Annotated in this window: 11 protein-coding genes (1 of these 11 running past the window's edge); 9 read left to right on the top strand and 2 right to left on the bottom strand. The window is 71.6% G+C overall.

Annotation, left to right across the window (positions count from 1 at the left end; genetic code table 11):
- The first annotated feature begins 33 nt into the window (after positions 1–33).
- The 6 genes from eccD (at position 34) to H7H31_RS07545 (ending at position 8081) form a co-directional block, all read left to right on the top strand.
- Positions 34–1503 (top strand): type VII secretion integral membrane protein EccD, encoded by a 1470-nt coding sequence (gene eccD / locus H7H31_RS07570; protein WP_187064003.1) that lies wholly within the window; start codon positions 34–36, stop codon positions 1501–1503.
- Positions 1504–1941: 438 nt separating this feature from the next.
- Entirely contained in the window at positions 1942–2229 is a 288-nt protein-coding gene (gene rpsO, locus H7H31_RS07565) for a 30S ribosomal protein S15 (RefSeq protein ID WP_176164437.1), read from the top strand.
- A 683-nt stretch (positions 2230–2912) separates the two neighbouring features.
- Entirely contained in the window at positions 2913–5129 is a 2217-nt protein-coding gene (locus tag H7H31_RS07560) for a polyribonucleotide nucleotidyltransferase (RefSeq protein WP_187064002.1), read from the top strand.
- Positions 5129–6532: a M16 family metallopeptidase gene (locus H7H31_RS07555; protein WP_187064001.1), complete on the top strand. Its 1404-nt coding sequence runs from the start codon at positions 5129–5131 to the stop codon at positions 6530–6532. Before H7H31_RS07560 ends, H7H31_RS07555 begins: the two co-directional genes overlap by 1 nt.
- A 338-nt stretch (positions 6533–6870) precedes the next feature.
- Entirely contained in the window at positions 6871–7623 is a 753-nt protein-coding gene (gene dapB, locus H7H31_RS07550; RefSeq protein ID WP_187064000.1) for a 4-hydroxy-tetrahydrodipicolinate reductase, read from the top strand.
- A gap of 5 nt (positions 7624–7628) precedes the next feature.
- Positions 7629–8081 carry a tetratricopeptide repeat protein gene (locus H7H31_RS07545; protein ID WP_187063999.1) on the top strand — a complete coding sequence of 151 codons (453 nt, stop codon included), beginning with the start codon at positions 7629–7631 and terminating at the stop codon, positions 8079–8081.
- Between the two features lie 164 nt (positions 8082–8245).
- Here H7H31_RS07545 and H7H31_RS07540 read toward each other — a convergent pair whose 3' ends face one another.
- Both H7H31_RS07540 and H7H31_RS07535 read right to left on the bottom strand, forming a co-directional pair.
- Positions 8246–8806, bottom strand: coding sequence for a hypothetical protein (locus H7H31_RS07540; RefSeq protein WP_187063998.1), 561 nt, complete (start codon positions 8804–8806; stop codon positions 8246–8248).
- A gap of 51 nt (positions 8807–8857) precedes the next feature.
- A complete protein-coding gene (locus H7H31_RS07535) occupies positions 8858–9100 on the bottom strand; it encodes a hypothetical protein (protein ID WP_176164443.1) in 243 nt (80 codons plus the stop codon).
- Positions 9101–9358: 258 nt separating this feature from the next.
- Between H7H31_RS07535 and thyX the strand changes: the two genes are divergently transcribed.
- The 3 genes from thyX to H7H31_RS07520 form a co-directional block, all read left to right on the top strand.
- On the top strand, positions 9359–10120 hold the full coding sequence (gene thyX, locus H7H31_RS07530) for an FAD-dependent thymidylate synthase (RefSeq protein ID WP_222623924.1): 762 nt from the start codon (positions 9359–9361) through the stop codon (positions 10118–10120).
- Positions 10121–10406: 286 nt separating this feature from the next.
- Positions 10407–11306: a 4-hydroxy-tetrahydrodipicolinate synthase gene (gene dapA, locus H7H31_RS07525; protein ID WP_187063997.1), complete on the top strand. Its 900-nt coding sequence runs from the start codon at positions 10407–10409 to the stop codon at positions 11304–11306.
- Between the two features lie 124 nt (positions 11307–11430).
- Positions 11431–12195, top strand: partial view of a ribonuclease J gene (locus tag H7H31_RS07520; RefSeq protein WP_187063996.1) — the 5' end (the start) only. Its footprint extends 921 nt past the window's final position; only the first 765 of its 1686 coding nucleotides appear in the window; the start codon lies at positions 11431–11433; its stop codon lies off the right edge, out of view.

The following is a 12195-nucleotide window of genomic DNA, read 5'->3' as shown; positions in this document are numbered from 1 at the left end:
TGTCCAACAGACGCCAAACAGAGGGGCACTCTGGTGAGTTCGACCGCAACGACCGGCTTCTGTCGGGTCACCGTCGTTGCTCCCGACAGCCGCATCGACGTCGCGCTGCCCGACGACATCGCGGTTGCCGACGTCTACCCCGAGATCCTTCGGCTGACCGGCCAGACCCAGCCTCCGGGCGCGCCGACCGGCTACCACCTGCTGCGCCGCGACGGCACCGTCCTCGACAGCGCGCGCTCGCTCGCGGCCCAGCGCGTCCTGGACGGCGAGCTGCTCAGCCTGCGCCCGTTCGCGGACTCCCTGCCGCCCACCGTCTTCGACGACGTGTCCGACGCCGTGGCCACCGCCGTGACCCGCGACCGGCACCTGTGGCGCGAGGACATGCTCCGCGGCGCCGGCCTGGTGGGCGGCGTGCTCCTGATCTTCCTGATGAGCCTCGTGCTCTGGTACGCCGACCCCGACCGGCACTCCATGCACGGCCTGCCCGGCATCGTCGCCGGCGTCGCCGCGGTGCTGCTGACGGCGCTGGCGGGGGTGCGGGCCCGGGTGTACGACGACCGCCCGTCGGCCATCGCGCTGGGGCTCGGCGCCATGCCGCACCTGTTGGTCGCCGGCTCCGGGATCATCGAGGCGGACCCGGGCGTGGGCCCCGGACGGTTGCAGTTCCTGCTCGGCTGCGTGTGCGTCCTGGTGGCGTCCGTCCTGCTCGTGGCGCTCACGCCGGACGGTGACGCGCCGTTCGTCGCCACCGCCTTCGCCGCGACCATCGGGACGCTCGCCACGTTCTGCGCCATCCTCGCCGACGCCAGCGCCACCGACGCCGCCGCGGTCTGCGCGCCGGTCGCGGTCGGCGCCCTGGCCTTCCTGCCCGGGCTCTCCACCCGCTTCGCGCGACTGCCGATCGGCTACGCGTCGCCGTACAGCGCGGCCAACGTGGACTTCGACGCCGACCCCGACGACCCGCCGTCCCCCGACCCGATCGACGCCGAACGCATCGCGGCGCAGGCGCGGCGCGGGCACGAGATGCTGCTCGGCCTGGTCGGCGGCTGCAGCGTGGTGGTGATCGGCGCGGCGGCGGTGCTGGGCTTCTCGGACTCGGTGTGGGGCCAGATACTGGCCCTGACCACCGGCCTGGCCATGCTGCTGCGGGCCAGGCTCTTCCGCTACACCTCGCAGGTGGCCTGCGTCCTCGTCGCCGGGATCGCGGCCATCGGCCTCCTCGTCCTCGGGCTCGCGCTGCACGCCCCCGACGACCTGCGGGCGGAACTGCTGGGCGGCGACCGGACCGGGATGGACGTACGCACCGTCTGGCTCGTGGGCGCCATCGCCGCCGGAGCGGCGCTGATCGTCGCGCTCGGCCTGGTCATCCCGAAGAAGGGGCTGACCCCGTTCTGGGGCCGCGTCTCGGACCTGGCGGAGGGCGCCCTGCTGCTGTCGCTGGTGCCGCTGTGCCTGGCCGTCCTCGACGTCTACTCCTCGGCACGGAGCATGACGAGCGGATAACCACCGACCGGGCGCGCCCGGGGCTCCGTACGCTGAAACCCGCGCCCCGTGCCCCGTGCCCCGTGCTCCGTGCCCCGTGCTCCGTGGCCCGTGGCGCTGGCTCCGCGACGGTGGCTCCGTGCTCCGTGGCCCCGCGCCCCGTACGGCCGGCCCCGCCTCCGAGCGAGACCGGCCCCGCGCCCCGCGGCGTCTCGCCCCGTAAGCCCGCCCGGCCGGGCCTCGGGCGGAGGAGCGGGCCCCGCGGTACGGCCCGTGGGTCGCCCGCGGTGAGGGCTCACTCGCATGGCTGGTACGCTGTGTGACGGCCGTGTGTGTACGCGCTTCCGGAGGCTCTGGAAGCTGCGCTCAGCGGACCCCGCCTTCCGAGTCATGGAAGCTCCCCCGCGAATGAGACCGGGGGCACTCGGTGGCCAAACGAGAATCCTTGAAGGAGTATGCGTGTCGCTCGACGCCGCAACGAAGAAGCAGATCATGGCCGAGTTCGCCACCAAGGAGGGTGACACCGGCTCCCCCGAGGTTCAGGTGGCCATGCTCTCGCGTCGCATCTCGGACCTGACCGAGCACCTCAAGATGCACAAGCACGACCACCACTCCCGCCGTGGTCTGCTGCTCCTGGTCGGTCAGCGCCGCCGCCTGCTGCAGTACCTGGCGAAGAAGGACATCGCGCGCTTCCGCGTGCTCGTCGAGCGCCTTGGCATCCGCCGCGGTGCGGCGGGCGCCAAGTAACACGCCGTGGAGGGAGCGGTTCCCACACCTGGGGGCCGCTCCTTTGCCGTACGGGCACCGGGCCCCGCTCGCCAGCCGCGCACAGCGGCCGACGGAGCCCTCCGTACGACCACGGGCCCGCACCGTGCGGTGCGCGGGCCCGCGACGCGCGGCAGGCGCCAGATCGCGTCCCGCGCCGATCACCTGCCGCCGGAGACCGCACCCCGTCGCCCCGATCGGGCGACAGACCCGCCGCACGGCGTCCGGCGCGCACCTCGCGCCCGCACCGCCCGCCACACGGTCGCCCGCCCGGCCACAGCGGGCGCCGTACCCGGGCCGTCCGCAGCGTGTCGAGCGCCCGCGGACGAGCCGGACAGCACGCGGCGCGTGTGCCTCACCCGAGGCCCACGCACCCGGCCGGGCCGCGACATCGCGGCCCCATGGACAGACGTCTCAGCCGTCGTGGCGGCGGCTGAAGGTTTGTAGTCTGGTCCCATAACGCCATAACGAACGAGGGGGAGCGCCCTCATCCCGCCGAATCGAGGCCGCAGGCGCCGGTCCTCGGTAGTGGCTCCCGGAACTGGCAATTCCGGTGGCTTCAATCGAAGACCGGCCCGGCCGCCGGACCCAGCGGCAGACCGAGCGCTCCTCCGCCAACGTCCCCCGTCACACGGACGAGGGACGCAGACGAGGAGATTTTCCTGGTGGAGAACGAGACCCACTACGCCGAGGCCGTCATCGACAACGGCAGCTTCGGCACCCGCACCATCCGCTTCGAGACGGGCCGCCTGGCTCGCCAGGCCGCCGGCTCCGCCGTGGCCTACCTGGACGACGACACCATGGTGTTGTCGGCCACCACGGCCTCGAAGAACCCGAAGGACCAGCTCGACTTCTTCCCGCTGACGGTGGACGTCGAGGAGCGGATGTACGCAGCCGGCAAGATCCCCGGCTCCTTCTTCCGTCGTGAGGGCCGCCCCTCCGAGGACGCGATCCTCACCTGCCGCCTGATCGACCGCCCGCTGCGCCCCTCCTTCAAGAAGGGCCTGCGCAACGAGATCCAGATCGTCGAGACGATCATGGCGCTCAACCCCGACCACCTGTACGACGTGGTCGCCATCAACGCCGCCTCCTGCTCCACGCAGCTCGCGGGCCTGCCCTTCTCCGGCCCCATCGGCGGCACCCGGGTCGCGCTGATCAACGGCCAGTGGGTCGCCTTCCCGACCCACTCGGAGCTGGAGAACGCCGTCTTCGACATGGTCGTCGCCGGTCGCGTCCTGGAGGACGGCGACGTCGCGATCATGATGGTCGAGGCCGAGGCCACCGAGAAGACCATCCAGCTCGTCAAGGACGGCGCCGACGCTCCCACCGAGGAGGTCGTGGCCGCCGGTCTCGAGGCCGCCAAGCCGTTCATCAAGGCGCTCTGCCAGGCCCAGGCCGAGCTGGCCGCCAAGGCCGCGAAGCCGACCGGCGAGTTCCCGGTCTTCCTCGACTACCAGGACGACGTCCTGGAGGCGCTGACCGCGGCCGTCCGCACCGAGCTGGCCCAGGCGCTGACCATCGCCGGCAAGCAGGAGCGCGAGAGCGAGCTGGACCGCGTCAAGGCGCTGGCCGCCGAGAAGCTGCTGCCGCAGTTCGAGGGCCGCGAGAAGGAGATCTCCGCCGCGTACCGTTCGCTGACCAAGACCCTGGTCCGCGAGCGCGTCATCAAGGAGAAGAAGCGCATCGACGGCCGTGGCGTCACGGACATCCGTACGCTGGCCGCCGAGGTCGAGGCGATCCCGCGGGTGCACGGCTCGGCCCTGTTCGAGCGCGGCGAGACCCAGATCCTGGGCGTCACCACGCTGAACATGCTCCGCATGGAGCAGCAGCTCGACACGTTGTCGCCGGTGACGCGCAAGCGCTACATGCACAACTACAACTTCCCGCCGTACTCCACCGGTGAGACCGGCCGCGTGGGCTCGCCCAAGCGCCGCGAGATCGGCCACGGCGCGCTCGCCGAGCGCGCCCTGACGCCGGTGCTGCCGACGCGCGAGGAGTTCCCGTACGCGATCCGTCAGGTCTCCGAGGCGCTGGGCTCCAACGGCTCGACCTCGATGGGCTCGGTCTGCGCGTCCACGATGTCGCTGCTGAACGCCGGTGTGCCGCTCAAGGCCCCGGTCGCCGGCATCGCCATGGGCCTGATCTCGCAGGAGATCGACGGCAAGACGCACTACGTCACCCTCACCGACATCCTCGGTGCGGAGGACGCGTTCGGTGACATGGACTTCAAGGTCGCGGGCACCAAGACCTTCGTCACCGCGCTGCAGCTCGACACCAAGCTCGACGGCATCCCCGCCTCCGTGCTGGCCGCCGCGCTCAAGCAGGCCCGGGACGCCCGGCTGCACATCCTCGACGTGATGAACGAGGCCATCGACGTTCCGGACGAGATGTCCCCGAACGCGCCGCGGATCATCACCGTCAAGATCCCGGTGGACAAGATCGGTGAGGTCATCGGCCCCAAGGGCAAGATGATCAACCAGATCCAGGAGGACACCGGCGCCGACATCACGATCGAGGACGACGGCACCATCTACATCGGTGCCGCCGACGGCCCGGCCGCCGAGGCCGCGCGCGCCACGATCAACGGCATCGCCAACCCGACCATGCCGGAGGTCGGCGAGCGCTACCTGGGCACGGTCGTCAAGACCACGACCTTCGGCGCGTTCGTCTCCCTGCTCCCGGGCAAGGACGGCCTGCTGCACATCTCGCAGATCCGCAAGCTCGCCGGTGGCAAGCGCGTGGAGAACGTCGAGGACGTGCTCGCGGTGGGCTCGAAGGTGCAGGTCGAGATCGCCGAGATCGACCAGCGCGGCAAGCTCTCCCTGATCCCCGTGATCGAGGGCGAGGACGGCGACGACCAGAAGGACGAAGCCGCCCAGTGATGCCGCTTTCCCCTTCGGGCGGATCGCACCGCGCGACGGCCCGCCCCTCCAGCGAGGGGCGGGCCGTCGCCCGTACCCGGTCCACCACCAAGACGCTTCTCCAGGGCGAGAACGGCATCGGTACGGTGCGCCGCACCACCCTCCCCGGGGGGTTGCGCGTGGTCACCGAGACCCTGCCGTCCGTCAGGTCGGCCACCTTCGGGATCTGGGCCCACGTCGGCTCCAGGGACGAGACGCCGGCGCTCGGCGGTGCCACCCACTACCTGGAGCACCTGCTCTTCAAGGGCACCGAGCGGCGCAGCGCGCTGGACATCTCGGCCGCGATCGACGCGGTCGGCGGCGAGATGAACGCGTTCACGGCCAAGGAGTACACCTGCTACTACGCGCGGGTGCTCGACTCGGACCTGCCGCTGGCCATAGACGTCGTGTGCGACATGCTGACCAGCTCGCTGATCGAACCGGGGGACGTGGACGCCGAGCGCGGCGTCATCCTCGAGGAGATCGCGATGACCGAGGACGACCCGGGCGACTGCGTGCACGACCTGTTCGCGCAGACGATGTTCGGTGACACCCCGCTGGGCCGCCCCGTCCTCGGCACCGTGGACACCGTCAACGCGCTGACGGCCGACCGCATCCGCCGCTTCTACCGCAAGCACTACGACCCCACCCACCTGGTCGTCGCCGCCGCGGGCAACGTGGACCACGCCCGCGTCGTACGGCAGGTCCGGGCGGCCTTCGACCGGGCCGGGGCGCTGGAGCGGGAGGACGTGACGCCGGTGGCGCCGCGCGGCGGCAGCCGGGCGATCCGCACCGCCGGCCGCGTGGACCTGATCGGCCGCAAGACCGAGCAGGCGCACATCGTGCTCGGCATGCCCGGCATCGCCCGCACCGACGACCGCCGCTGGGCGCTCGGCGTGCTCAACACGGCGCTCGGCGGCGGCATGAGCTCGCGCCTGTTCCAGGAGGTGCGGGAGAAGCGCGGCCTGGCGTACAGCGTGTACTCGTACACCTCCGGCTTCGCCGACTGCGGACTGTTCGGGGTGTACGCGGGCTGTCGCCCGAGCCAGGTGCACGACGTGCTGCGGATCTGCCGCGACGAACTCGACGAGGTCGCCGAGAAGGGCCTGAGCGACGAGGAGCTGCGGCGGGCCATCGGCCAGCTCTCCGGCTCCACGGTGCTGGGCCTGGAGGACACCGGCGCGCTGATGAACCGCATCGGCAAGAGCGAGCTGTGCTGGGGCGACCAGATGTCGGTCGACGACATGCTGACGCGGATCGCGGCCGTCACCGCGGACGACGTGCGCGAGATCGCCCGCACGGTGCTGGGGCAGCGCCCCTCGCTGTCGGTGATCGGCCCGCTGAAGGACAAGCAGGCCAGCCGCCTGGACGAGGCGGTCGCCTGACCGCCCCGCCCCGTGCGGCCCGCGCCACCCGGTGCGGGCCGCACGGGGCGGCGGGGCACTCGCTCCGTGCTCCGTGCTCCATGGCCTTATGCCCCGTGGCCCCGTGGCCCCGTGGCCCCGTGGCCCCGTGCCCCGTGGAACGGTGCCGGCGCTCCGTGCCCCGTGGAACGGCGCCGGCGCTCCGTGCCCCGTGCCCCGTGCCCCGTGCCCCGTAGGACGGTGCCGGGGCTCCAGCGGACGGCGCCCCGTGCACCGTGCGTCGGCGCCCCGTGCGAGAGTGCCCCAGTGAGCACCCACTCCGTCCTCCCACCCGTCTGAGCGAAGGAAAGCCAGAGACCATGAGCAAGCTGCGCGTAGCCGTGATCGGAGCGGGGGGCCGCATCGGCTCCGAGGCCGTACGAGCGGTGCAGGCGGCCGACGACCTGGAGCTGGTCGCGACCCTGGGCCGCGGCGACCGCCTGGAGACGCTGACCGAGGCCGGCGCCCAGGTCGCGGTCGAGCTGACCCACCCGGACGCCGTCATGGACAACCTGGAGTTCTGCGTACGCAACGGCATCCACGGCGTCGTCGGCACCACCGGCTGGACCGACGAGCGGCTGGCCCAGCTCCGCACGTGGCTGGACGCGGCGCCCGGCACCGGGACGCTCATCGCGCCGAACTTCTCCATCGGCGCCGTGCTCACCATGCGCTTCGCCCAGCAGGCGGCCCGCTTCTTCGAGTCCGTCGAGGTCATCGAGCTGCACCACCCGAACAAGGCCGACGCCCCGTCCGGCACCGCCACCCGCACCGCGCAGCTCATCGCGGCGGCGCGGCAGGAGGCCGGCAGCGCGCCACAGCCCGACGCGACGAGCACCGCCCTGGACGGCGCGCGCGGCGCCGACGTGGACGGCGTACGGGTGCACTCCGTACGGTTGCGCGGACTCCTCGCCCACCAGGAGGTCCTGCTGGGCGGCGCGGGGGAGACGCTCACGCTGCGGCACGACTCGCTGCACCACAGCTCGTTCATGCCGGGCATCCTGCTCGGCGTGCGGCGCGTGGTGACGGTGCCGGGTCTGACCTTCGGACTGGAACACTTCCTGGATCTGGACTGAGAACAGTGCGCGCAAAGATCACCTACTTCACCCTCGCCGCCGTCCTGGTCGTCTACTTCATGCTCGTCGGCAGCCGCGGCGTGCTGCTCATCCAGCAGGGCACGCCGCTGACCATCGCGTTCGGCGTGGGCGTGCTCGTACTGCCGCTCATCGGCGCCTGGTTCCTGTGGCAGAGCACGAAGTTCGCCCGCAACGCCGGCCGGCTGGCCAGGACGCTGGAGGCGGAGGGGGCGCTGCCGGTCGACGAGCTGGTGCGCACGCCCAGCGGTCGGATCGACCGGGACTCGGCGGACGCGATCTTCGAGCGGCGCCGCGCGGAGACGGAGGCGGCCCCGGACGACTGGCGCACCTGGTTCCGGCTGGCCATCGCCTACCACGACGCCCGGGACACCCCGCGGGCCCGCAAGGCGATGCAGCGCGCCATCAACCTGTACGACGGCCAGCCGGTACGGGGCTGACCGCCACGAACCGGGGGACCGGAGCCCGGCAGCGGGCGCCCTCCGGCGGCGCCCCGTACGCCGGCCCCACGCGCCCGCGCACGCCCGCCCACGTGGCCGCGTGCGCGGGCACCGCTGTCGTTCAGGGACGTGGGTCGTCAGTGGTTCGTCAGGGGCGTGGATCGTCAGGGACGCGGCGCGGTGTGCTCCGCCGCCCACGCCTCGACCGCGTCGGCCGCCCGGTCGAAGGCCGGCCTGCGGCCGAGGAAGTCGCTGTTGTGGTCGGTGACCAGCGCGCGCAGCACGGCGCCACGCGTGGTGGTGATCACCAGGGCCTGTCCCTGCACGGTGCGCGGCAGGCCGAGCAGCTTCACCGGCTGCTGTCTCGTGCGCACGCTGGCCACCTGCGACCAGCGCAGCGTCGAGGTGGACAGGAAGCTCGTGTGCCGCAGCCCGTGCTGGCTCACCCAGACGCCCATCCGCAGCAGCCGCAGCGCGCCGGTGATCATGACGGCGGCGATGGCGACACACGTGGCCGCGCCCGCGACGGAGCCCGCCATCGCGATGACCATGGCCGACAGCAGGACGAACGAGGCCAGCAACAGGAACACCGCGGCCAGTCCCACCCGCCAGGGGCCCGGCCGGTAGGGGCGGCGCCACTGCTCGCGGCCCTCGTGCGGCAACGGCGGCGGGCCGGCCGCGGCGTCGTCGAACTCGCGGTCGGCAGTCAGAATGGTCAAAGGCACGGGCCCGTCCTCACTCACCAGCACACTCGGCTGTGCGGGGTGAGGCTACCGTCAGCGGCCGTCGGCCGCCTCAGCGCTGGGTATCTGACGGGTCGGGTGCGACTGCGTGTCCAGCGACGGCAGCCCGAACAGCAGCGCGCCCACGAAGCCCGCCGCGATGGTCAGCCCGATGAGCGCCCGGCCGGCTATCTGCCCCCGGGTCGACGGCTCCCTGGGTGGCGGCTCCACATTGCTGCGGAAACGGTCGGCCTCCGCCACGAAGGCGAACGGCACGGACTCTCGCCGTCGGAACATACGGACGCTCTCCTCGGGTCTCGGGCCGCGTGCGGTTCAGGCGGGAAGCGGCTGGGGCAGCGGGCCAGGTGTACGGAGAACGTCTGAGCTACCCCATACATGCCCGTTTTCGACTGCTTAGGGGAAAAAATATCAACTGCCATGCCCGGCTCCGCCATCGGGGTCCGTTTTGTCTCGCCAACCCAGGACGGGGCCTATGCGGCGAGGGGCGCGCGGACGGGCCCGTAAGCTGGGCGCCGCCCCGAGCGATGCAAAGCGATGCGACTGGAAGGACCCTCAGTGACCGACACCGCCGCCGAGAGCGCCACGGCGAGCTTCCGCAGTGACATGACCGTCGAGCTGGTCAAGCACAGCGCCGCCGACTCCGATGTGCTGTGGGCCGCCCGCGTCTCCACGGCGGGCGAGCAGTCCCTGGACGAGCTCACCAAGGACCCCGAGCGCTCCAAGGGCCTGATCAACTACCTGATGCGGGACCGGCACGGCAGCCCCTTCGAGCACAACTCGATGACCTTCTTCATCAGCGCCCCGATCCTGGTCTTCCGCGAGTTCATGCGGCACCGCGTCGGCTGGTCCTACAACGAGGAGTCCGGCCGCTACCGCGAGCTGCAGCCCGTCTTCTACATCCCGAACGAGTCCCGCAAGCTCGTGCAGGAGGGGCGCCCGGGCAAGTACCGGTTCGTCGAGGGCACCCAGGCCCAGCAGGAGCTGACGGGCAAGGTCATGGAGGACGCGTACGTCCACGCGTACGAGGCGTACCAGGAGATGCTGAGCGCCGGCGTCGCCCGCGAGGTGGCCCGCTCCGTGCTGCCGGTCGGCCTCTACTCCTCGATGTACGCGACGTGCAACGCCCGCTCCCTGATGCACTTCCTCGGCCTGCGCACGCAGCACGAGCAGGCGGCCGTGCCGTCCTTCCCGCAGCGGGAGATCGAGATGGTGGGCGAGCTGATGGAGGCGGAGTGGGCCCGGCTGATGCCGCTGACCCACGCGGCATTCAACGCCAACGGACGCGTCGCCCCGTAGCCCCGCGCCGCCCGCCCGGGCGTCCCGCGCTCCGTGCGCGGTGCGCGTGCTCGCCTCACGCCCTCGCGAACTGTCCAAATTGCGGCATTTAAGGGACTTCATCTAGGCTGACGAATGGGCCCGGCACTGTCTGAACCCCCGAGCAGGCAGTGCCGGTGCCTTCCGCTTCGACGTCCGGTCGCGGCTCGCCCGTGGCCCGATAGCGCCGCACTTCGTGCCGGTTTGTCTGACACCGATACTCCCCCGAGGGAGCGTGCAGGGGCGTGCTGCGAGTAGCGTGGTGCCCATGGCTCCGACTTCCACATCGCAGACCCCCTTCGGGCGCGTGCTGACCGCCATGGTCTCGCCGTTCACGGCTGACGGCGCGCTCGATCTCGACGGCGCCCAGCGACTTGCCGCCCACCTCGTGGACGCCGGCAACGACGGGTTGATCATCAACGGCACCACCGGCGAGTCGCCGACCACCAGCGATGCGGAGAAAGCCGACCTCGTACGGGCCGTCGTCGAAGCGGTCGGCGACCGCGCCCACATCGTGGCCGGAGCCAGCACCAACGACACCCGGCACAGCGTCGAACTGGCCCGCTCCGCGGCGGCGGCCGGTGCGCACGGCCTGCTCGCCGTCACGCCGTACTACAGCAAGCCCCCGCAGGAGGGCCTGCTCCGGCACTTCACGGCCATCGCCGACGCCACCGAACTGCCCGTGATGCTCTACGACATCCCCGGCCGCAGCGGCGTCCCGATCAGCACCGAGACCATCGTCCGGCTCGCCGAGCACCCGCGCATCGTCGCCAACAAGGACGCCAAGGGCGACCTCGGCCGCGCGAGCTGGGCCATCGCCCGCTCACGGCTGGCCTGGTACTCCGGCGACGACATGCTGAACCTCCCGCTGCTGTCGGTCGGCGCCGTCGGCTTCGTCTCCGTCGTCGGGCACCTCGTCAGCCCCGAGCTGCGCGCCCTCCTCGACGCGCACCTGACCGGCGACGTGGCCAAGGCGGCCGAGATCCACCAGAAGCTGCTCCCGGTCTTCACCGGCATGTTCCGCACCCAGGGCGTCATCACGACCAAGGCCGCGCTCGCCCTCCAGGGCCTGCCCGCCGGCCCGCTCAGGCTGCCGCTCGTCGAGCTGTCCGCCGACGAGACCGAGCAGCTCAAGCGAGACCTCGCCGCCGGCGGGGTACAGCTCTAACCACGGACTTCACAACCGAATACCGACCCACTTGCAAGTGCACGAATGACACCCGCGCCACGTGCCTCCCTGCCCGCTCCCGGCGGAACAGGGGACATGTGGCGCGCGTGGTAAGGAGAGTCTTTTGAGTCATCCGCACCCAGAACTCGGTCCGCCGCCCAAGCTCCCCAAGGGCGGCCTGCGCGTCACCCCGTTGGGCGGCCTGGGCGAGATCGGCCGCAACATGACGGTCTTCGAGTACGACGGACGGCTGCTGATCGTCGACTGCGGAGTGCTCTTCCCCGAGGAGGAGCAGCCCGGAGTTGACCTGATCCTGCCGGACTTCACGTCCATCCGGAACCGCCTCGGCGACATCGACGGCATCGTGCTCACCCACGGCCACGAGGACCACATCGGTGGCGTGCCGTACCTGCTCCGCGAGAAGCCGGACATCCCGCTGATCGGCTCCAAGCTGACGCTCGCCCTGATCGAGGCGAAGCTCCAGGAGCACCGCATCCGGCCCTACACGCTGGAGGTCACGGAGGGGCACCGCGAGCGGATCGGCCCCTTCGACTGCCAGTTCGTCGCGGTCAACCACTCGATCCCGGACGCCCTCGCGGTCGCCATCCGCACCCCGGCCGGCATGGCCGTGCACACCGGCGACTTCAAGATGGACCAACTGCCGCTGGACGGTCGCCTCACCGACCTGCCCACCTTCGCCAAGCTCGGCGAGGAGGGCATCGACCTGCTGCTGTCGGACTCCACCAACGCCGAGGTCCCCGGCTTCGTCGCGCCGGAGCGCGACATCTCCAACGTGCTGCGCCAGGTCTTCGCCAGCGCCGACCGCCGGATCATCGTGGCGAGCTTCGCCAGCCACGTGCACCGCATCCAGCAGATCCTGGACGCGGCG

It is taken from the genome of Streptomyces buecherae, from assembly GCF_014295035.1.
Taxonomy (GTDB): Bacteria; Actinomycetota; Actinomycetes; order Streptomycetales; family Streptomycetaceae; genus Streptomyces; species Streptomyces youssoufiensis.
This window is presented reverse-complemented; position numbering and strand designations above follow the sequence as displayed.

Coding starts and splice junctions, on each gene's coding strand:
- H7H31_RS07555 (WP_187064001.1), top strand. CDS start 5,129: ATGCCGCTTTCCCCTTCGGGCGGATCGCACCGCGCGACGGCCCGCCCC.
- dapB (WP_187064000.1), top strand. CDS start 6,871: ATGAGCAAGCTGCGCGTAGCCGTGATCGGAGCGGGGGGCCGCATCGGC.
- H7H31_RS07535 (WP_176164443.1), bottom strand. CDS start 9,100: ATGTTCCGACGGCGAGAGTCCGTGCCGTTCGCCTTCGTGGCGGAGGCC.
- thyX (WP_222623924.1), top strand. CDS start 9,359: ATGCGACTGGAAGGACCCTCAGTGACCGACACCGCCGCCGAGAGCGCC.
- dapA (WP_187063997.1), top strand. CDS start 10,407: ATGGCTCCGACTTCCACATCGCAGACCCCCTTCGGGCGCGTGCTGACC.